Source organism: Psychrobacter sp. UBA3480 (assembly GCF_002377945.1).
GTDB lineage: Bacteria > Pseudomonadota > Gammaproteobacteria > Pseudomonadales > Moraxellaceae > Psychrobacter.
On the sequence record NZ_DFQV01000002.1, the window covers coordinates 180499 to 202028 of the forward strand.

The window sequence follows — 21530 nt, forward strand, 5'->3', positions numbered from 1 at the left end:
TATAGCACATATCAGGTTAACTCTTATATTGAGCGACATCATGCAACCAACTACCAGTACCTCTAACGACTTAGCTTTACCCTCTATCTGGCCAATATATTTCAAACTTGTCCTAGTCGCCTTACTGTGGGGAGGGACTTTTATCGCAGGGCGTTTACTTGCCGAATCGCTTTCACCGTTAATGTCAGCGATAGGCCGTTTTGGTCTGGCGGTATTTATACTCATTTTACTCACTATAAAACTAGAAGGTAGGCTACCAACGCTATCGCTCAGACAGGTTGCGATCACCTTCGCTCTCGGTCTTACTGGGATATTTACCTACAATCTGTTCTTTTTTACTGCGCTCTCTGAAATGGCAGCCTCCCGAACGGCTCTATTTGTCGCGTTTAATCCTATCGCGACGGCGGTACTATTTTCCCTCTTATACCGAGAAAAAATTTCATTGCAGATGTTGCTTGGGATAACTGTGGCGGTATTGGGCGCATTGACCGTGATCAGTAATGGTCATCTACTGACTGTGATCCAAGGCAGTGGTCAGGCTTTTGGCCATGGTGAATTTTCAATGCTCTGCGCGGTAATCAGTTGGGCCATCTATACCGTCGTGGGACGGAAAGCGCTGCTTGGTTTATCACCTTTAGTGTCAACGACTTATGCTGCTATCTGGGGATTGCTACTGCTGTTAATGATGTGGTTGTTCAGTCCAAACGTACAAGTGCTATCAGAGTTAAACTGGAAGGTTTGTGCAGCTATTGGCTATTTAGCGATATTTGGCACCGTTATTCCTTTTATTTGGTATTACCAAGGAATCAAAAAGATTGGCGCAGCGCAAACGTCCGTTTTTACTAACTTTGTTCCGTTATTTGGTGTGTTGCTCGGCGCTTTGCTACTCAATGAGCAGATATCCTCTGCGATGTTGCTTGGTGGAGCGCTGGTGATCACTGGAGTCATTCTGACAAATCGGCATTAATAAAAGTGAGCGGTGGTGAAGAAACCTTACAACTAAACTTGGTAAACTTGAGCATGTCATTAATTGGCGCATTAGTACATTTATTGGCCTTAAAATGGCTAAATCTTGCTAAACATCGTCAGTAATTTTGCCAATATGTTCATGTTAACAGCAATTTCTTCCTTGTTTATCTACAATTTTTCTCATTTCAAATCTTACAATCTAATTGATGATACGCCCTAGATCGCTTAAAAAAGTATTTAACTTTTGAAATGGACTTGCTAGATTAGGGTTTTTTAATAAAAATAGGAGTGTAAGCTATGTCGCATATAGAAATCAAACTAGCACGACCTCGAGTGGATGAAGTCTTTGCACGTTATAAGCATCTGATTGGTAAAGACTTCCCAGGCTATCGTAACTATGTTTATCGTACCATTACTTATGTCATGCATTTTTTGGACAATGAACCTGAGTATGAGGCCTTAATTGAAACCATATGTGCTTATTTTGCTTATCATGACATAGGACTATGGACAGATCATACACTGGCTTATTTGGAACCCTCTGAAGCAGTTGCACTTGCAGATAATGAAAAATATGACTGGGGATTTGATCCTCAACTACTTCGCAACGCAATTCACTGGCATCAAAAAATCACCCCTTATTCCGGTAAAAGTAAGGAAGTTATTGAAGCTTGTCAAAAAGCAGACTGGGTTGATATATCAAAAGACCATATTCGTAAGGGTATGAGTAAAGCTGTTATTAGAAAGGTCGAAGCAGCCTTTTCCAATTTGGGTTTCCAAAACACATTGCTACGATTAACTAAAGATTACGAAGGTTAAACACTTGTTGGTAATGTTAAGGTGACACGAGGTATTATGAAATGGTGATTAACTCAATGTGTCATCTTTGAATAATTTCTTAAAATAAAGTAAGATAATCCCGGATTTTATGTGCTCGCCTAAAAAAACACTGCGACTATTTAGATCACTCGAACCACCTTTAGTTAATATTTATATTCGAATAGCTCAATTTGTGTACACCACGAAGTACACTGTCATTATTTTAATAGATTTATTTATTAGCGCATATAGCCTACAGCCTAGTGTTCAAGTCCTGACTAGGGAACCGAACCAGTAAAAGCACTTGATTGGTCCGCTATAGGTATAGAGTATCGAACATTCTTACTTTTTAGAGTAACTCAGCTGCTTGTAATGCTATCTCTTTAACATCTAAGCTAAGGGCTAAATCTGTATTGATCAAATCTTCAATATTGAAAAATCTAGCTTCTACGGCATCATCACCTGCTAGAGGATCACTAGAAACCCAAATACAAAGTACGGCTACAGCGTTAAATATCTTGAAAGCATTTGATACAATGCTTGTCTCTTCACAAAGTTCACGAACAGCAGCATCTTTAACCGTTTCCCCACGTTCAATTTTACCACCGGGAAAACCCCATCGACCTACATCGGGTGGGTTAGCACGGCGGACTAAAAGCACCTTTCCATCTTTAAAAAGCACTCCAATAGTAGCTACTATTGGACGTAATTTCTGTGGTTCGTATTGTATTATAGGTTCATTACATAGTTTATTAGACATAAAGACTCAATTGAGAATAGGACATAGAGGATAGCTGAATATTCAGGTCCTCACTAGGGAACCGCATCTTCAGAATGTGATGAATATTTTTGTTGACAATGGTTATCACTAACATTAATATTCAACCTCTTAAATAAACATACGTTCATTTATTAGGATTTTTGATGCGGAAATTTGTCCTAGATTACCCAAAGGGGAGTTACCGCAAGTTTTTTATTGTGTCTTTAATCCTAAGTTTTGGTTTTTTCATAAATTCTTCTATAAATAAAGACATACCAAGCATCTTAATATGGCTAGGAATATTTTTATCAGTATTGAAGCAAGTTGTCATACCTATAGATCTAGATCAAAAACTATCTTTATCGAAAAAAAGGTACTCTATAAGTGATGATGATTTCATAAGCCATTACAACAGTAGTTCTATTACTCATAATAACAACAAGGATAAAACTTGGCATAAATTAATAATACTGGGTGATGATATTTCGTCTCTTTTGCTTATTGCTGTCATAATCTATAGCATATTTGGTTAACTGAATTATATTAGTAAGCCATAAAAAAACTGTTATAGATTACTAATATGATGAAAGGCTTACCACTTAAAACTGGGCGTTCTAAGTAGCGGACTCAAATCTGTTCAGCTTCTAACTTAGTTACTATACTTTCAAAAACTTCTTCAAAGTGCTGGCTATCAGTACATCTTTTAAACGCATTACCATTCCAAAATCCTAAATGAAATGTGATTGTAAGTCGCTTTTTATCCGCAGTTATCCTTTTTATTTCCGATAGGTTAACAATTTCATTGTCTACAACTATAAAACTTGGCATCTAAATCTCTTTCTGTGGTGTTTATCAATAATAGGTAGCTATAAATCTTACTTGCTCTATTTAGTTTCAGTATCAGAGTCGGGCAGGGATGTACGAATAATAAAGCGATAGATATCACAACATAGAGTCCAGAAAAACCAAAGCAATATAGCAGCACATGCACCCAAGCCGATAACAATAGTGCCTATTCTAATACCGCCATCCAGACCCCCATTCCAAATATGAGGTGCAATAGGTGGACCCATCGTTGCAACAAACGCCAAGAAGAACCCTAACATTACTATAAATCCTGTAATTGTAAGGCGTATCACTATTACTAATATATTATCAACCCATGTATCATTCTTCTTATGCTCTAGAAACTTAAACATGACCATCCTTTTTTTAGCTACCTAACTCTCAATTGCTTTAAATCCCTTTACTAAATCAGCCATTAAATCCTTATCCGTCTGTCTGGTCAAAAAATCCAATAGATGGTCAGCGGTATATCCAGCATCATCCATTTTTAGCTTTTCGAATTCTTGCCATCTGATAGGCATTGATATACTCGCCGTTGCGATAAGCATAATCCACCATCTCACCTTCTATCACAAAGCCCAAGCTTTTCGGCCAGTCGCGTGCGCCATAGGGTCTTTGACGGCATAGGCAATTGCAAAGTATTAGCATATAAGGCCTCATCGGTATAAATGGCTTGCAATGCCTCTGCATCTTCTGGCTCAGCATGACGTATTCCGATTTTCATTATATTTATCCTTAAATACGAATCGTTATTTGATTTACATGTTGACTTTGGCAGCGACCTACCATTTTTTTAGCGCCACGAACTCACCCTTACCAATGGGAGCTAAGTAGGTGTGAAACTGTGAATTACCATTGAAATAATTAAAAACGTCTGTCATTTCCTCCTTATGAGAGACTGCATTATCAAATACAATGACGCCTTTTGTCCTAGTTAACCGTATTACATCCTCCAAGATATCTAAATACAATTTTCTATCCATATCAACAAAAACTAAGTCAAAGCTTTTACTCATTTCTGATAAGATCATGGGTGCGTCACCCTCAATAATCTTAATCCTATCCACTAAGCCTGTACTTAAAAAATTCTCCCTTGCAGCGCTAACCTTCTTAGAATCGTTTTCTATTGTGGTGATTTGAACGTCTTCGTCAGTACATAATGCTAACCAAGCAGCAGAATAACCATTTGAAGTACCTACTTCTAATATTCTTTCTGCTGACGTGATTTGAGCCAGCAGACCTAGGAACTTACCTGTCTCTGGCATTATATTAAGGTACTTATCAATTTTGTTGATAGATTTTGAGTCGTTAATCTGACCTTCCATATATAGTTCACTTAAAAAACTTTCAATATCTATGTCTTCAATATCTATGTCATTCATTTAAGTAAAACTCCTCACTTATTAAGTCAATTCAAAATCCGTTTTAGCCTCAATCTTACCCCAAGTCCTTTTACTAATTCTACTATTAAATCTTTATCTCCCTGTCTGGTCAAAAAGCCTAATAAACTATTAATTGTGACCCCTGCCGTCAAATCCGTACACCTAAAATTAGTAAACTAACGACTCAATGAGGAGTTTACCATGACTAAGAAAATCAGAACTTACAGCACAGAATTCAAAGTCGAAGCCGTCAAGAAGACAGCAGACAATAACGGCAATATTTCAGCGACTTCAAAGCAACTCGGCATCGCCATGCAAACGCTATCGAACTGGCATAACAAAGCCAACCAAGGCAAGCTTAAATTGGCTGAAAAGGAACGAGATATATTAAAAAATGCGACGGCGTACTTCGCCAATGAGGAACGTTAAGAAACAGTCTGGTAGACTATTTTAGTGACGCAAAACGTAGGGCTATACCCGCAGTGACAGCTCGTAAGGTACGCCTTTATACAAACTAATAGACAGGTCTTTAGTATCGTCTCTATGTGCCGTGTACTAAGTGTTAAGCCGTCAAGCTACTACGACTGGATCAATCGTGATATCAGCGACCAACAGATACATCGTAACCATTGTGAGCTACTAGTTAAGCCGCTCACAGTGAAAGTAAAGAACGTTATTGTTATAAGCGTTTGCATGCAAATCTGACAGAGCAAGGTTTTGACATTAGCACATACATGGTTAGAAGTATCAAAGAAGAACACGGCATCAAATGCCGTCGCCACAAACGCTTTAAAGTCACTACGGACTCAAACCATTATAAAATGGTTTATCTAAACGTGTTGGATCAGCTGTTTGATGCTAAGCGTCCTGATGAGTCTTGGGTCAGTTACATCACCTATATCTGGACAGATGAGGGCTGTACTTGGCAGGCGTTAAAGACTTATATACTAAAGAGATGGTCGGCTATGCCATCAACAAACGTATGACCGCCGATCTAGTATGCAAAGCATTGAACATGGCCATCAAGAATAAACGTCCAAGCCAAGGGCTGATTGTACATTCAGATAGAGGCAGTCTGTACTGTAGCCATGCCTACCACAAGATTATCAAACAGCATCAGTTTACAGGCTCAATGAGTGGTAAGTGCAACTGCTTTGATAATGCTTCGATAGAAAGCTTCTGGTGCATTTTGAAGAATGAGCTGGTATATCACCAAGACTATAAAACAAGGTTTGTAGCGATCAGCGATATCATTGGCTATATTGAGCTGTACTACAACCAAACGAGGATTCAAAAGAGTTTAGGCTATAGATCGCCAAGACAGGTGTGGTTTAACTTTTACCGTCAAGCTGCGTAACTAAAATCTCCCAAGTTTAACTGTACGGATTTGACGGCAGGGGTCAGTAATCGAATACTTTATGAGAGTTATTACTGTTCTTCATGATATCTATTACATACTCTGTATTATCTGCAGAAATACCAACAATAGCTGACCACTACAGATTAACTATAAGATACTGAACCCTCAATATTGAAGTGAAATTTTACAATTAAGAAGTGTTAACTTTATTGTGGAAATACCTAATTTAGTCGATAATAATCTATTAATATAGTTATAACCAGATTTTTTGATTGTGCTTTATAAAAATTCTAATTTATTGATATCTTTTACAGGAAAAGCTAAATGTCCAACCTCAAATTGGCAACAGTAGGATTTGCCTCAATTATATTTATAAGTATAGGTTGCAGCAATGAAGAGTTCAATAGCGTTAATGAAGTGAAAGAAAACCCATCAGAAGCCATAACGAAGCAAACTCCAGAAGAGGTAGAAGTGCGTGGAACCTTTAAAAGAAGCTTTGAAATACATGAGCTAGATGCGAATGGGAAAGTTTACTATGTGTCAGATCCCAAACAGCTTTTGATGGAAGACTCAAATCAAATTGGTCAAGACGGTTATTACAAGTTGTTTGAAACTTGCGTGGTCGGAGTGATCGGCTCTGAAGGTGGTTACGGACCTACTGGTAAGTACGAAAATGAAATTACTGTTCGCGAAATTTGTGTATGAAGAGGGGAATAGTCTAAAAAACTCTGAAAGTTAATCAGCAGGTTATACGTTAGCAAGAAGCCATTATTTGCTAAATTGATGAGTTTCTATTTTAAGGAATATCAAAAATCTTAATCTATAAAATTATCTCAAACAAGCATCTGCGTATGGCACTGCTATTTTTGCTGATTCAGCAAATTATTGTGGCGTCATCGACATACTTTATTGCTCGCCTTGCACAAAGCTTAACCGAGGATAGTATCTCAATTTTGTATATGCTGTTATTTGCCGCCTCTTTAATAGCAGTTTACGTGCCTGCGTATTTTTGTGTTACCAATACAGAACGCGCTAAGTACGATGCTCATAAGCTTTACAATGATGATTTTCATGCTGTCTTTTTAGGTAAGACTTATTTGTTATCTAGCGACGAGTTACAGAGTACGGCAACGACAACGCTCGCTCAAGAAAGTAACTATACCCTTGAGACAGTTATTGATAGTATTTTTGATATTTCAGCGTTGGTACTCAATGTCTTATTTAACGTGTTGGTCATTGCTTGGTTTTTAGATGGCACATTACTGCTTGGTTATGCAGTAGGTATTATTTTCGCCTCCATGTTTGTGCATTTTAGACGACATGCTTTAAAAATGGCTGCCAAAACAGATCAGAAATCACGGCTGAATTTAACCGCTAAGCTTTTCGACAGTTGGGATAACGTCGTTATTTTCAATAAGCATAATTTCAAGATTTATAATAATATTGTTCAAAAAAGCTTTGCGACAGCTAAGAATAATAGCGTTAAATCTACATCGATTCAGCACATCAATTCAAGCTTAGGCATGATAATATTGATGCTGCCGGTCTTTGTGGTCACTGCTTTTATTTTTAATAAAAATTGGCATGATGCTACGACGATGGCGGTACTAATTGCCACGCTGCCAAGACAAATTCAGCTATTGCAAATGTGCTATGCCTTGATTGGCTACCATACCAGTATTGGCGTTATTAAAACGATGCTAGATGGCATTTTAGAGGTTTTACAACCTACCACTGTGGATTTAGATACCTACATTCAGGCAAACCAAATACGGGTGAAGCAAACAGGGGAAATTTTTGATTCAACACAACTACCCAAGCAAGGTAGAGTAACGTTGGTTGGTAATAATGGTGTTGGTAAATCTTGTATATTACTCAAGCTCAAAGACCACTACCAAGAACAGGCCTACTATTTACCTGCTAAGCATAATTTATATTTCAATTACAAAACTGACAAAGCCCATAGAGGTTCAACAGGACAACAACTCATCAAGCAAATTCAAGAAATTAGAGAGGACGACCAAAGTAGGATTGTCATGCTTGATGAGTGGGATGCCCATTTAGATAAAAAGAATACTCAAATTATAGATCAATATCTTGATGAGCTTGCCCAAACAAGACTTGTAGTGGATGTTAGACATTGATTTGAAAAGCGCTTAATCTAATATTATTGCTGATATCCAAACTCGTTTTTTATATGTTACTTACTGATTCGATCAAACGGGTGCGTCTCCCAAATAGGGAATTAGAATTTAGTTGTAGGCTGATAGTATGCTTTGAACACCAGACAAGTCACTATGCTCAATATTTTGCTAACAAACTTTTGTGGCAAGTTGATTACCAAGAGATGGGCAGTCATGACCAAGTGTTCTATAGACAAAGCACTACTGGACATTAATGATTTGATAGAGAAGGGGGTGCTGAAAAATTCTGAGGCTTCAGGGCGTAGCACGAGCTAGGAATTAGCTTTGTGATAAACAAAGATCGCATGGTTTGTATTTTACTGCAAAGCAGCGTAACTAAAATCTCCCAAATTTAAGTTTACAAAGTTGAAGGTAGGGGTCAGTTCGCTTTGGAAATACGTTCTTGTACTCTTTTTATATGATAAACAACGATATATATTTAATAAAAAATGATTTTTTATTAGTGCATCACTGGCGTTGCTTGCGTATTGAAAGCAAAAGCTTTATTACTAAAATTACCAATCATTACCGCCTCAATCACTGGTTTAACCGTATCATCTAAAGCTTCAACCTCAATGATAAAGTCTGCACCAGGACCCCCTTTATTTTCTTCTTTTTCAACGATATAGTTGAGGGTTGCCATAGGTGGCAGCTTAATTGAGTTCTCGATATATGACTTTATTAGCTCTCCGTTAGTACCGTAATAATCAATTTTATTGATATAAAGCGATTTGTTTAATGTGATGTTACGAATACTCAAAGTCGCTGATAGCAATACTTTTTGATTGTACCTATCAATATAAATGTCTGAATAAATGGGCACATAAAAGGTTTGTTTATAACTTAATTGACGGGGATCGACGGCTGAGGTTATTTCAAGCTCTTTCATAGGATCTTTATTATTTTCTGAAAATACTATATTGGGATCTTCTATTGATTTATCACAACCTGATAACAGCACCAATATAGCAATGGCTATGGCGGACATATTGAGCTTGTTCATGATGTTTCCCTCTTTTTTTGCATCTTACCATCGGCTTAATATTCTAGTTAGGAGACTAAATACATTCATGTATTGTCAGTCTTTAGGGATATGTAGCTTGTAGCCGACACCGATTTCGGTTAAGAAGAAATTTGGTCGAGAAGGATTATCTTCTAGTTTCTGGCGTAAATTTGACATAAATATGCGAACATAATGTTCTTGATGGTTATGACCTTTACCCCAAACTTCATTAAGCAGTTGTTTATGGGTCAGTACTTTTTCCGCATAACGGATCAGGACAGTCAGCAAGCGATACTCAATAGGTGTTAAATGGACGTCTTTACCATTTTTCTTGACTTGTCTCTGCGTCAGATCGATGCTGACATTGCCAAGCTCTATCTGACTAGGTGCTTCGTAGCCAACCTGCCAGCGGCGCATATGGGCATTAACACGCGCAACCAATTCGCCCATACTAAAAGGTTTCACTAAATAATCATCTGCACCTAAATTGAGCGCTTTTATTTTATCCTGCTCATCACTGCGAGCTGATAATACTAAAATAGGTAATGAAGACCATGTCCTAATATCTGCAATAACGTCACAGCCATCACCATCAGGTAAGCCAAGATCTAATATCAGTAAGTCAGGACGGCGCGTCGCAGCTTCTATTAAGCCTCTGTGCGAGCTATCCGCGGTAAAAATTTGATAGCCTTCTTGCTCCATCGCTGTTTTAATAAATCGTGCAATATGGGCTTCATCTTCGATGATTAGTATGGTCTTCATAAGTATGTTTTTCGCTATTAGTGTTGACCTTATGATATAGCACTTATCGTGCTAAGTTTGCTGAATCAATATTTGGGCTGCTTGCTATAAAGTCGTCACTCAATAAATCCTGTTCAGGTAAAGGTTGCCAAGGTAGCGTTATGATAAATTGTGCACCGTGAGGTTGTATATTGTTAGCGCTTAACGTGCCACCCAGATGCTCAACTAAATCTCTGCTCAAAGCTAAGCCTAAACCCAATCCCGTTGTGATACTTTCCGAATTCCCTCGAGTGAAGCGCTCAAATATTTGTGTCTCCATACCTTCAGGTAGACCTTCTCCTGTGTCTGTTACCGTTATCAGGTACTGCTTATTGTCATCAAGCATTGTTTTAATGCAAACACAGGCATCGTCTGGGGTATAATTGATGGCATTGGTGAGTAAGTTATTTAAAATGCGAGACAATATCAATTCGTCAGTATAAACAAAGTCAATATTATGAGGGATGTCTATTTCTATCTGGCGCTCTTTTAAATAGTGCTCAAGTTGACGTATATTACTGCCAACAATTTCCTCCAAGCTCACCCATTGCTTATTTAGTTTCATACCACCAGATTGTAGTGAAACGTAATCTAAAATATTAATGACCAAGCGCTGAATAACGTTTGCTTGCTGCTCGATATCAACTGCCAGTTGTTTTTGCTCACTTACCGTTAAACTCTGTATAGCAAGAGAAGACGCTAAACCAGATAATACAGTTATCGGCGTTCGGATATCATGAGACAGCGCTGATAATAGCGTTCCACGAAGCCTCTCTGACTCTACCTTTATAAGTGCGGTTTGAGCCACTTTTGCATAATATACCCTCTCCAAGGCTAGCGTTATTTGGGCAATAGCCACATCAAGCGTTCGTTGTTGTTCGGGTTGATTAAAACTCTCACTATCTGTCGGCATTAACGCTAGTACACCAAGCACTTTACTGGAAGTCGAAAGCGCTCGATAGTGCATCGTGTTAGCGTTGAGTGTATTTGTGCCTAATCCAGCGCTCTCATTGTGATCAAGCACCCACCGAGTCACTACCCAATTGAACTCTGCAGGTATGCTACTATCTGTCATAACAACGAGTTTATTGTCCGCATCTGGCATCACTATGATTGCAGTGCTAGCAATATGCTGTGTTAGCCATGCTGCAGCTTGGCTGATGATGTCATTGTTTTTACGAGCAGCACTTAGGCTTTGAGCAAGATAGCTCATGGATATTGCCTGCTGTTCACGTTTACGGGCAGCTTGTGCCTGAAATCGCAGGCCAACTGCTAGGTTGTTAATGATTAAAGAGACAACGAGCATAACGGCAAAGGTCACTAAATATTGGACATCACTGACATTAAATGACAGCTTAGGTTCAACAAAAAACAAATCAAAGCTCAGTACGCTCAAAAATGCAGCCAATATGCCGGGAGCGCGTCCAAAGCGTACCGAGATAAAGACAATTACTAATAAGTACAGCATGACCACGTTGGCTAAATCAAACCAGCGTGTCAGGGCAACTAGGGTAACAGTTACTAATCCGCATCCCAAAACTGCCATAAGATAGCCATTATGGTTATCTACCGATGATAATTCTGCCACGTTCCAAGACGGTAATTGACGCTCATTAATAGTTTTGCTTAACTGCTTAGTTTGATTAACCAATATCAAATCTAAATTAACGTCTTGCTGTGAGATGAGCTTGACCAGCGACTGACCCCAGTGATACGGTCTAGAGCGGTTAGCATGGTTTTGTCCAATAATAATACGGCCAATATTGAATTGATGGGCATAGCTGGTCAAACCCTCTGCCACGGTAATGGCACTAATCACTTCGGTTTTTGCACCCAAATCATCCGCTAAACGCAATGCCTCCAAAACTTTCTGCTTATTATTAACTGAACGATTTAAACCGCGTGGTGTATTGACATGTACCACATACCACTGTGAATGTAGACTACTGGCCAGCCTAGCAGCATGACGAATGAGGCGTTCGCTGTGCGCCCCCGTACTGATTCCTACCAATAGCTGATCTGCGGTATTCCAAATAGGTGAAATTCGAGCTTGGTTACGATAATCTTGCATATCTGCATCGACCAAGTCTGCGGTTCGGCGTAATGCCAGCTCTCGCAGCGCGATCAAATTACCTTTACGAAAGAAGTTATTAATAGCGTGTTTGGCTTGGCTTGGAATGTATACTTTACCTTCGTGAAGACGCGCCAATAATTCATCTGCCGGTAAATCAACCAATACCACTTCATTTGCCTGATCAAAAAACCAGTCGGGCAAGGTTTCTTGAACCACCACTCCGGTAATTTGATTGACAACATCATTTAAGCTTTCTAAATGCTGAACGTTTAGGGTCGTGTAAACACTGATACCTGCTTTTAGTAACTCTTCAACATCATGCCAACGTTTAGGATGGCGAGATCCTGGAATATTACTATGTGCCAGCTCATCAACCAGCAAAATATCTGGATGACTGGCGAGAGCGGCATCAATGTCAAACTCTTGTAGCATCTGTCCACGATATTCAATCTCGCGTAGCGGCAATACTGATAGCCCTTGTACTAGTGCTGCTGTCTCACTGCGACCATGTGTCTCTACAATACCAACCAATACATTACGTCCATGCGCTTTTGCTTGGTGTGCAGAGGTCAGCATGTCATACGTTTTACCAACCCCGGCCGACGCTCCAAAAAATATCTTTAATTTACCTCTATTGACCGTATACTCTTGCTGCTTGATTTGCTGCAATAACGCATCTGGGCTAGGGCGGTTAATATTCATTATGACCCTCGATAGCTCTTAAATAAAAGTAAATTAAAGTGGCGGCTTTTGGTTAATCCGGTAGTGTTGTTTAATACTGTCTTACTATTTAACTGGGAGAGTAGATATCTGGTCTAAAGCTAAGTTAACGGCCAGCACATTGACACGCGGCTCTCCAAAGATATTAAACTGCTTACTATCGGTATTATCGTCGATTGCTTTTTGTACTTGTTCAGCACTTATTCCGCGTATGTTTGCCACTCTATTTGCTTGCCACTGGGCAGCCGCAGGTGAGATATGTGGATCCAAGCCACTTCCCGACATGGTTACCAAATCAATCGGAATCGGCGCTTTATTCTGTGGATCAGCAGCCTTAAGCTTTTGCACTTGCGCCTCAACATTGCTGGTAAGTTCAGGATTTAAAGGTCCCAAATTACTACCTGAAGATTGGGTGGCATCATAACCGTCACCAGCAGCAGAAGGTCGTGTCCATATATATTGTGGTTGATCAAACTGTTGGCCGATAAGCGCAGAGCCAACTAATTGTCCCTCTTTTTCTATTAAGCTACCATTTGCCTGATTGGGCATAGTCACTTGCCCGACGCCCGTCATTAGTAATGGATAGCATAAACCTAAAATGATACCTAATAATATAAATAGCAATATAGCAGGTTTGAGCATTGGCATATGAGTAGCAGCGTCATTTAATGCGTTGCTGCTATCTGTTGCATCTTGCACTGATGGCTTAGTGTTGGTATCTGGGTGAGAATGAGTGTGCATAGTAATATTCCTTGTGAATGGTTAGACCAGGTGCAATACGTTAATGAGTATATCGATAAGTTTAATACCCACAAAGGGTAGCAGTAGTCCGCCCAATCCATATATCAAGAGGTTCCGGCGCAATAGGTTAATAGCAGAGTCTGGACGATACTTTACCCCTCGCAGCGCTAGTGGAATTAGAAATACAATGATTAAAGCATTAAAAATAACCGCTGATAAAATAGCACTCTTTGGGCTGCCCAAATGCATAATATTTAAAACGTTTAAGGCGGGATAAGTACCAGCAAAAGCTGCTGGAATAATCGCAAAGTATTTAGCGACGTCATTAGCCAAACTAAAAGTCGTCAGCGCCCCACGGGTCATCAGCATCTGCTTGCCGGTTTGCACCACTTCAATAAGCTTGGTCGGGTTTGAGTCCAAATCCACCATGTTTGCCGCTTCTTTGGCCGCTTGAGTCCCACTATTCATAGCAACGGCAACATCAGCCTGGGCAAGTGCTGGCGCGTCATTGGTACCATCACCAGTCATCGCCACCAGCTTACCTTGGCGCTGATAACTACGAATCAATTCAAGTTTTTGTTCTGGGGTAGCCTCCGCCATAAAGTCATCAACCCCAGCTTCAGCAGCGATAGCAGCAGCCGTTAAAGGGTTGTCACCAGTAATCATCACGGTAGTAATACCGATTTTTCGCAATTCAGCAAAGCGCTCTTTGATACCAGATTTGACCACGTCTTTGAGCTCGATAACGCCTAATATCTGCTGACCATCTGCAACTAATAATGGTGTACTACCACGGCGCGCCACTTCTTCTACTTGTTGCTCCAAATTACTCGGTAGCGCACCGCCTTGTTCTGTCACCCAATTTACAATGGCATCATAAGCGCCCTTACGGATGCGGCGTTGCTCAATATCGGTACCACTCATGCGAGTTTGTGCGGTAAATTCGATAGTTTTAAATGGCTTTGATTTCCAGACATTCTCATCGATATCAAAACGGCTTTGGGCCAGTTTGACGATACTGCGACCTTCGGGCGTCTCATCGGTTAGCGAGCTAATCAATGCCACTTCAGCTAGCAAGTTCTCGTTAATACCGTTAGAAGGCAGAAATAAAGAAGCTTGACGGTTACCATAAGTAATAGTGCCGGTCTTATCGAGCAATAGTACATCGACGTCGCCAGCAGCTTCTACCGCACGTCCAGAGGTCGCAATGACATTGGCTTGCATCATACGGCTCATACCTGCTACGCCAATAGCCGATAATAAACCGCCAATCGTTGTTGGAATAAGGCAGACCAGTAATGCGACTAAAATAACAATAGAGATGGGTTCGCCTTGACCTGATGCGAGCACTGCAAACTGAGAGAATGGCAACAGGGTGACGCAAACCATTAGAAATATCAGGGTTAATGCAATAAGCAAAATAGTCAGGGCAATCTCATTGGGCGTTTTAGTACGTTTGGCACCTTCTACCAAGGCAATCATACGATCTAAAAATCCTTGCCCTGGCGCTTGGGTAATACGAATCACTAGCCAGTCAGACAAGACTTTAGTACCGCCAGTGACGGCATTAAAATCACCGCCACTTTCACGGATTACGGGAGCGGATTCACCGGTGATGGCTGATTCATCAACTGAGGCAAGACCTTCTATCACCTCACCATCCGCTGGAATAATTTCTCCCATTTGCACTAAGACAATATCATCTTGATTAAGTTCAGTCGCCTGCACCATAGTAGCAGCGGATAATCGGTCGCTACCAGCAAGCTTACGTGCTTGCACATCTTGACGTGCTTGCTTAAGACTCGATGCTTGCGCTTTACTGCGACCTTCTGCTAAGGCTTCAGCAAAGTTGGCAAACAATAAGGTAAACCATAGCCAAAATGTAATTAATAAGGTAAAGACCAGTCCCGTTTGACCTTGGATTAACATGTTAATGGCCAATATGGTCGTCAACCATGAGCCGATATAAACGACGAACATCACGGGATTACGCCACTGAACGCGAGGATCAAGCTTGAGTAACGCATCTTTTAGCGCCGGTTTAATCAACGCCGGATTTAGGAGGCCTTGGGAAGGTTTTTCGGGTAAATCAGAGTTATCAGGCTCTTGTTGAGGCGGCACATCTAAGGTTTTATTATTAGTATCTATTGAAACATTCATGGTCTTTATTCCTAACATAATCATAAAAAGGGGGCAATTCACCACTAACAAGGTAAGTGCCTATTTATCAAATCTATCAACTTTGCCAAATTTGCTAAAGTCTAGATAAATAGGCAGCGGCTAACCTTTCATCATCCATATATGCTCTACAATAGGTCCAAGCGCTAACGCAGGAATGAAAGTCAATGCGCCAATCATCAGCACGGTTCCGACTAATAGACCCACAAATAATGGCGTAGTCGTCGGTAAAGTACCGCTATTGACTTCAAGCCTTGGTTTTTTCGCCAACGATCCTGCCAAAGCCAATACTGGAATGATGACCCCAAAACGCCCAACCACCATCGCAAGCCCAAGCATAGTGTTATAAAAGACCGAATTGGCCCCCAATCCTGCAAAAGCAGAACCATTATTATTGGCAGCAGAGCTAAAGGCATACAGCACTTCACTAAAACCATGAGCGCCAGGATTAAAAATCCCTGCTTGACCGCTTGCAGTCATCACACTAATCGCCGTTCCCATTAGCACCATAGTGGGTGCTGCCAGTAATGCTAATACCACCATTTTCATCTCAAATGGTTCAATTTTTTTACCGAGATATTCTGGCGTCCGTCCAATCATGAGTCCTGATACGAATACCGCCAATATTGCAAATAGCAACATGCCATATAATCCTGCTCCAACACCGCCAAATACCACTTCACCTAACTGCATCTGTAACATCAAACCAAAGCCGCCCATCGGCGTAAATGAGTCATGCATTGCATTTACCGCACCACATGATGCCGCAGTAGTGATGGTGGCAAATAACGATGAAGCCACAATACCAAAGCGCACTTCTTTACCCTCCATATTGCCATTAACATCCGCGGCGGTTAGCCCTGACACTTGTGATGTTAACCAAGGATTACCAGCAAGCTCACTACTCACCGTTAATGAATACATACCAACGAACAATAGGGTCATGGCTGCTAATATCGCCACCCCTTGCTTCAGGTTGCCGCTCATCTTACCGAGACAAAAACACATTGAGGTAGGAATAAGAAAAATAGCGAGCATCTGAATTAAATTAGAAAAAGGCGTTGGATTTTCAAAGGGGTGGGCAGAGTTGGCATTAAAGAAACCACCACCGTTAGTACCCAACATTTTAATCGCTTCTTGTGACGCGACTGGCCCTAGCGCGATAGTTTGGATGTCACCTTGTAGCGTTTGCACGTCCATATAAATCGATAGGGTTTGTACGACGCCTTGGCTCATTAATAAAAGCGCGATAATGGTCGCAACTGGTAGTAGGATATAAATATTACAGCGCCATAAATCGATCCACGCATTACCAAGGTGAGCGCTTTTCTTAAATACCAAGCCACGCATTAAGGCAAAAGCGACGGCAATACCTGTTGCTGCTGACAAAAAGTTTTGTAGTGACATACCTAGCATTTGGGTGAGGTAGCTCATCGTGCTTTCGCCACCATAAGCTTGCCAGTTGGTATTAGTCATAAAACTGATGGCCGTATTCATGGCCAAGTCCCAAGTGACGCCGGTCATCGCTTGCGGATTGAGCGGTAGATTGCCTTGCACCAGTTGCAATATAAATAGCGCCAAAAAGCCAATGATGTTAAATAAGACAATAGCCAGTACATACTGTTTCCAGTTCATCCCCGACGCAACATTACCTTTGCTATCTCGTCCAAGCATACCGAGTGCAGTAAAACCGCGTGATTCAAGACGGGATATTGGTGCCTGCATACGCTGCAGGATATAACCGGATAAAAAATAGCCCAAAGTAAATAAAATGAGAAGATAAATAATCAACTGAGATAAAGCCTGGATGGTCATTAGAACGCCTCCGGTTTAATCAGTACGTATAGCAAATAGACAAATAAACCTAGGGCGATAAGCCCTGAAAATACTTCCATAGCACTCTCCTAACACCAAGATCAGTCAATTAATTGCCGCAAGATTACTAAGACCTTGCTGCTCATTGGATAATGTCATTAGTATGCTGAGAGAAGTATAAAAGTGTTATTAAGATAAATAGGCAGGATATAAAGAAAGTATAAAGATGAGAGTTAGCTAGTAGATAGGCAGATAATACTGAAGTTTACGCAGAGAGTGTTGGCGCAAAGCGAGGATAGCACCCGACGTTTTTATAGTATGTCAGCGCAGATTTTAAAGCAGCGCAATGACTATCAACTATGCTGAATAATTTACTCACAGAATTATATGACATGCTTACTGAGTAATGATAAAGAAACTGTAGAGATAAACTTGGTAAACTAGTGACTCAATGAGGAGTTTATCATGACTAAGAAAATCGGAATATAGTGCATCACTCAAAGCTGACTCTTGCTGTCAAATCCGTACAAACAAACTTGGGTTATTTTGATTAGGCGGCTTAACAATAATGCCTGTTGTTCCTATGAAGGTGCATTATGGTAAATGGATTTGAGGCGGTTTTAGCCAGCTGAATTAGTAACGAAAAAAGCCCCTCATTGAGTGGCTCTTCTAAGAAGATATTCTCGAATAGATAAATATATATATTTTATTCTTTAAGTTTCCTAGCTTTATATTTAGCGACCATGAGCTGTGCTAATAGTATACCCGTAAGCATTATTATGGCACCTATCACTTGAATTACAGATAAGTTCTCGCTTAAAAGTAAAGCTGCGAAAACAGTAGCAAAAATAACTTCTAAGGTCGCAATTTGACTTACAACTGCTGGCGCTAGGTACTGCTGCGCAGTTATGCCTGCTAGATAGGCAAAAACAGTAGATACTACAGACAGCCAGATTAGTAATACCCATAATGGTACATATAGGTTACCAATCATAGCAGCATCATGTACAACAGATCGCCAAGGAAAGCTGGTTATAGGACTCAAAATGTTGAGAGCAATTGAACCTATAGACGTACCTAAAGCTATTAGTACAAGAGGTTTATGAGTTTTTAGACCATGTTCCGATAGTAAGAACCTTGCAGCTAAAGCAATTGCTGTCCCTAATCCTGCGACGGCACCAATTACGTCTAAATGAAACCCTGACCAAGCTTCGCCTACCATGAACAAGCCTATCAAAACAGACGCCACGCCTATCCATATAGCTGGTGGAAAAGATATATTTCGAACAAACCTTATCCATAAAATGATTAGTACTGGAGCAAGGTATTCTAATAATAGGGCAATACCTACGGGTACTCTTGAAACTGCGACTGTATAAAGAAATTGATTAATACAAAAGGCAAGTAGACCGAAGCTTATTAGCATAAGCCACTCTGAACGAGCTACTAGTAATTGTTTAGGGTATTTAAATAGGACTAGTAATAGTAATAATAATGCAGCTACTGTCATTCTAGCTTGCTTAATCTGTAATGCAGTCATATCAGCAGAAGCTAGGGCTTTCGTGACTGGAGCACCAATGCCAAAAAATAATGCTGAGCTTGCTGCTAGTAAGATACCAAAAATTGTAGGATTGATAACTTTCGGCGATGTAGATTTCTGTATATCAGGTGCTTTACTTTGCATATCTACGCTACGTCTTTTTAAAAGTTATTTATAAAAATAAGGGTGGCATCCTAGTGGAGACCTGAAATTTTGGTTGTAGGCTGATAGTATCAGCTGTCTCTCAGAATGTTGAGTCTCCGATAATTCCCAGGTGGTTCGATTAAAACTAATAACATTTATTCAGAGATAATAGACTGCCACCTAAATTTATCAATAGACATATTAATAGTCGTCCATTGCTTACCATCAACCATTATATGTTGATCTATCAGCGGGTTTTTGACAAAGCCAACTTGCTCATAGCATTTAATAGCCCCCACATTCCAATCATATACATTCAAATGCACGTATTCACACGCCATATCATTGAAAGCCTTGTTCAATAATAGCCGTATGATTTCTTTACCTAAACCTTGACCTCGCATATCAGGATGACCAATCAGCACTCTACATAGCTTAGAAGTCTTATTATCTTCATGATAAATTTCTGCCATCCCTATAATTTGGGTGTTTAGTAACCCATTATCATGACTTTCTGTGAAAGTAACTTTAAATGAATACCTTCGGCTATCGTTTAAATATTCTTTTATTTGCTCTTTATCAATAGGGTGTTGAAAAATACCACCGCTAAATTGAATCAATTCATGTTTATTACTAATCCAGCTATTTAAAAAAGCATAGTCATCAGGTATAAATGGTTCCAAATATATCATCACTAATCCTTATTTAAATTAACCGCTCATCATATTAGCAGAACGCTAAAGTAAGGGTATACAACTAATAGTTTATTAGGATTTTTGACCAGACAGGGTGATAAAGATTTGATAGTGGGATTAGTAAAAGGGCCTGGAGTAAGATCGAGACTAAAACGGATTCTGAACTGTCTTAATAATTGAGGAGTTTTACTTAAATGAATGACATAGATATTGAAAGCTTTTTAAATGAACTATACATGAAAGGTCAGATTAACGACTCAAAATCTATCAATAAAATTGATAAGTACCTCAATATAACGCCAGATACAGGTAAGTTCTTAGGACTGCTGGCTCAAATCACATCAGCAGAAAGAATATTAGAGGTAGGTACTTCAAATGGTTATTCTGCTGCTTGGTTAGCATTATGTACTGATGAAGCCGTTCAGATCACCACAATAGAAAACGATTCTAAGAAGGTTAGCGCTGCAAGGGAGAATTTTTTAAGTACAGGCTTAGTAGATAGGATTAAGATTATTGAGGGTGATGCACCCATGATCTTATCAGAAATGAATAAAAGCTTTGACTTGGTTTTTGTTGATATGGATCGAAAATTGTATTTAGATATCTTGGAGGATGTAATACGGTTAACTAGGACAAAAGGCATCATTGTATTTGATAATGCAGTCTCTCATAAGGAGGAAATGACAGGCGTTTTTAATTATTTCAATGGTAATTCACAGTTTCACACCTACTTAGCTCCCATTGGTAAGGGTGAGTTCGTGGCGCTAAAAAAATGGTAGGACGCTGCCAATTGGTCTAAATTAAAAGTTAAATATTTGAAAATGTTCGCGGCACTACTAAAGTCGACACGCTAATCACACAATGATTCATATTTAAGGATAAGTATAATGAAAATCGAAATCCGTCATGCTGAGCCAGAAGATGCAGAAGCGTTGCAAGCCATTCATACCGATGACGCCGTATATGCAAACACTTTGCAATTGCCTATGCCATCAAAGACCCTATGGCGAAAACGGCTGGCGGATATACCTGACAATATGCATATATTGGTGGCTGCGATTGGAAATGAAGTAGTGGGAGTTCTGGGGCTTGAAACCATGATATCAAAACGTCGACGTCATGTAGCAAGCTTTGGGGTCAGCGTAAAAGCCACATCACAAGGAAAGGGTGTGGGACGAGCGCTTATAACCGCAGCGCTAGATTTGGCCGATAATTGGCTGGATATAAGACGTATTGAGATTACTGCTTATACTGATAACACTGGAGCCATTGCCTTATATAAAAGTTTGGGTTTTCTGATAGAAGGTGAAATGGTGGATTATGCTTATCGTAATGGCGAGTATGTTAATGTTTATCAAATGGCAAGAGTTCGAAAAACTAAAAATGGATGATGCTGAGTATAACTATGGCGAACCAACCAAGAGCTTTTACTGGTTCGGTTCCCTAGTGAGGACTTGAACCTTCGGCTGCAAGCTATATATGCCAATAGGTTAAATTATTAAGATAATGACGGTGTACTTA

General features: G+C 39.9%; 21 protein-coding genes and 1 pseudogene. 7 read left to right on the top strand and 15 right to left on the bottom strand.

What is annotated here, in order from left to right:
- Positions 1-40 precede the first annotated feature (40 nt).
- Together B2863_RS01340 and B2863_RS01345 are read left to right on the top strand one after the other, a co-directional pair.
- Complete coding sequence (locus B2863_RS01340; protein WP_296206990.1) at positions 41-967, top strand: DMT family transporter; 927 nt, start codon at positions 41-43, stop codon at positions 965-967.
- Positions 968-1266: 299 nt separating this feature from the next.
- Positions 1267-1788: a hypothetical protein gene (locus tag B2863_RS01345; RefSeq protein WP_296206992.1), complete on the top strand. Its 522-nt coding sequence runs from the start codon at positions 1267-1269 to the stop codon at positions 1786-1788.
- Positions 1789-2137: 349 nt separating this feature from the next.
- Here B2863_RS01345 and B2863_RS01350 read toward each other — a convergent pair whose 3' ends face one another.
- From B2863_RS01350 to B2863_RS01375, 6 genes are all read right to left on the bottom strand, one after another.
- Positions 2138-2548 carry an NUDIX hydrolase gene (locus B2863_RS01350; protein WP_296206993.1) on the bottom strand — a complete coding sequence of 137 codons (411 nt, stop codon included), beginning with the start codon at positions 2546-2548 and terminating at the stop codon, positions 2138-2140.
- Positions 2549-3175: 627 nt separating this feature from the next.
- Positions 3176-3376, bottom strand: coding sequence for a hypothetical protein (locus B2863_RS01355; RefSeq protein WP_288997846.1), 201 nt, complete (start codon positions 3374-3376; stop codon positions 3176-3178).
- A gap of 56 nt (positions 3377-3432) precedes the next feature.
- Positions 3433-3747 carry a hypothetical protein gene (locus B2863_RS01360; RefSeq protein WP_288997844.1) on the bottom strand — a complete coding sequence of 105 codons (315 nt, stop codon included), beginning with the start codon at positions 3745-3747 and terminating at the stop codon, positions 3433-3435.
- 21 nt (positions 3748-3768) lie between these two features.
- Complete coding sequence (locus B2863_RS01365) at positions 3769-3942, bottom strand: hypothetical protein (RefSeq protein ID WP_296206997.1); 174 nt, start codon at positions 3940-3942, stop codon at positions 3769-3771.
- Positions 3943-3953: 11 nt separating this feature from the next.
- On the bottom strand, positions 3954-4118 hold the full coding sequence (locus B2863_RS01370) for a hypothetical protein (RefSeq protein ID WP_296206998.1): 165 nt from the start codon (positions 4116-4118) through the stop codon (positions 3954-3956).
- Between the two features lie 58 nt (positions 4119-4176).
- Positions 4177-4776, bottom strand: a complete 600-nt coding sequence (locus B2863_RS01375; protein WP_296206999.1) for an O-methyltransferase — start codon at positions 4774-4776, stop codon at positions 4177-4179.
- Between the two features lie 201 nt (positions 4777-4977).
- Here B2863_RS01375 and B2863_RS01380 point away from each other — a divergent pair.
- The 3 genes and pseudogenes from B2863_RS01380 to B2863_RS01390 all read left to right on the top strand — a co-directional run bounded on the left by B2863_RS01380 (position 4978) and on the right by B2863_RS01390 (position 8280).
- Positions 4978-6133, top strand: a pseudogene (locus B2863_RS01380) (IS3 family transposase).
- Positions 6134-6460: 327 nt separating this feature from the next.
- Positions 6461-6841, top strand: coding sequence for a hypothetical protein (locus B2863_RS01385; protein ID WP_296207000.1), 381 nt, complete (start codon positions 6461-6463; stop codon positions 6839-6841).
- Positions 6842-7002: 161 nt separating this feature from the next.
- Positions 7003-8280, top strand: a complete 1278-nt coding sequence (locus tag B2863_RS01390; protein ID WP_296207001.1) for an ATP-binding protein — start codon at positions 7003-7005, stop codon at positions 8278-8280.
- Positions 8281-8779: 499 nt separating this feature from the next.
- Here the strand turns inward: B2863_RS01390 and B2863_RS01395 are convergent, their stop codons facing one another.
- From B2863_RS01395 to B2863_RS01430, 9 genes are all read right to left on the bottom strand, one after another.
- The gene (locus B2863_RS01395) at positions 8780-9322 is read right to left on the bottom strand and encodes a DUF3124 domain-containing protein (protein ID WP_296207002.1); all 543 of its coding nucleotides are present in this window, start codon (positions 9320-9322) and stop codon (positions 8780-8782) included.
- Positions 9323-9397: 75 nt separating this feature from the next.
- Positions 9398-10084 (bottom strand): response regulator, encoded by a 687-nt coding sequence (locus tag B2863_RS01400; protein ID WP_055125057.1) that lies wholly within the window; start codon positions 10082-10084, stop codon positions 9398-9400.
- A 43-nt stretch (positions 10085-10127) separates the two neighbouring features.
- Positions 10128-12878, bottom strand: coding sequence for a DUF4118 domain-containing protein (locus B2863_RS01405; protein WP_296207004.1), 2751 nt, complete (start codon positions 12876-12878; stop codon positions 10128-10130).
- An 84-nt stretch (positions 12879-12962) separates the two neighbouring features.
- On the bottom strand, positions 12963-13637 hold the full coding sequence (gene kdpC, locus B2863_RS01410) for a potassium-transporting ATPase subunit KdpC (protein WP_296207006.1): 675 nt from the start codon (positions 13635-13637) through the stop codon (positions 12963-12965).
- Positions 13638-13658: 21 nt separating this feature from the next.
- Positions 13659-15797, bottom strand: a complete 2139-nt coding sequence (kdpB, locus tag B2863_RS01415) for a potassium-transporting ATPase subunit KdpB (protein ID WP_296207008.1) — start codon at positions 15795-15797, stop codon at positions 13659-13661.
- Positions 15798-15917: 120 nt separating this feature from the next.
- The gene (kdpA, locus tag B2863_RS01420) at positions 15918-17630 is read right to left on the bottom strand and encodes a potassium-transporting ATPase subunit KdpA (RefSeq protein ID WP_288998606.1); all 1713 of its coding nucleotides are present in this window, start codon (positions 17628-17630) and stop codon (positions 15918-15920) included.
- Positions 17630-17710 carry a K(+)-transporting ATPase subunit F gene (gene kdpF, locus B2863_RS14660; RefSeq protein WP_084674193.1) on the bottom strand — a complete coding sequence of 27 codons (81 nt, stop codon included), beginning with the start codon at positions 17708-17710 and terminating at the stop codon, positions 17630-17632. Before kdpF ends, kdpA begins: the two co-directional genes overlap by 1 nt.
- A 626-nt stretch (positions 17711-18336) precedes the next feature.
- Positions 18337-19314 (bottom strand): DMT family transporter, encoded by a 978-nt coding sequence (locus B2863_RS01425; protein ID WP_296207011.1) that lies wholly within the window; start codon positions 19312-19314, stop codon positions 18337-18339.
- 155 nt (positions 19315-19469) lie between these two features.
- On the bottom strand, positions 19470-20006 hold the full coding sequence (locus B2863_RS01430; RefSeq protein WP_296207013.1) for a GNAT family N-acetyltransferase: 537 nt from the start codon (positions 20004-20006) through the stop codon (positions 19470-19472).
- A 197-nt stretch (positions 20007-20203) separates the two neighbouring features.
- On the opposite strand from B2863_RS01430, the gene B2863_RS01435 reads away from it, so the two are divergent.
- Both B2863_RS01435 and B2863_RS01440 read left to right on the top strand, forming a co-directional pair.
- Complete coding sequence (locus B2863_RS01435; RefSeq protein WP_296207015.1) at positions 20204-20788, top strand: O-methyltransferase; 585 nt, start codon at positions 20204-20206, stop codon at positions 20786-20788.
- 108 nt (positions 20789-20896) lie between these two features.
- Positions 20897-21400 (top strand): GNAT family N-acetyltransferase, encoded by a 504-nt coding sequence (locus tag B2863_RS01440; protein WP_296207017.1) that lies wholly within the window; start codon positions 20897-20899, stop codon positions 21398-21400.
- Positions 21401-21530: the final 130 nt, after the last annotated feature.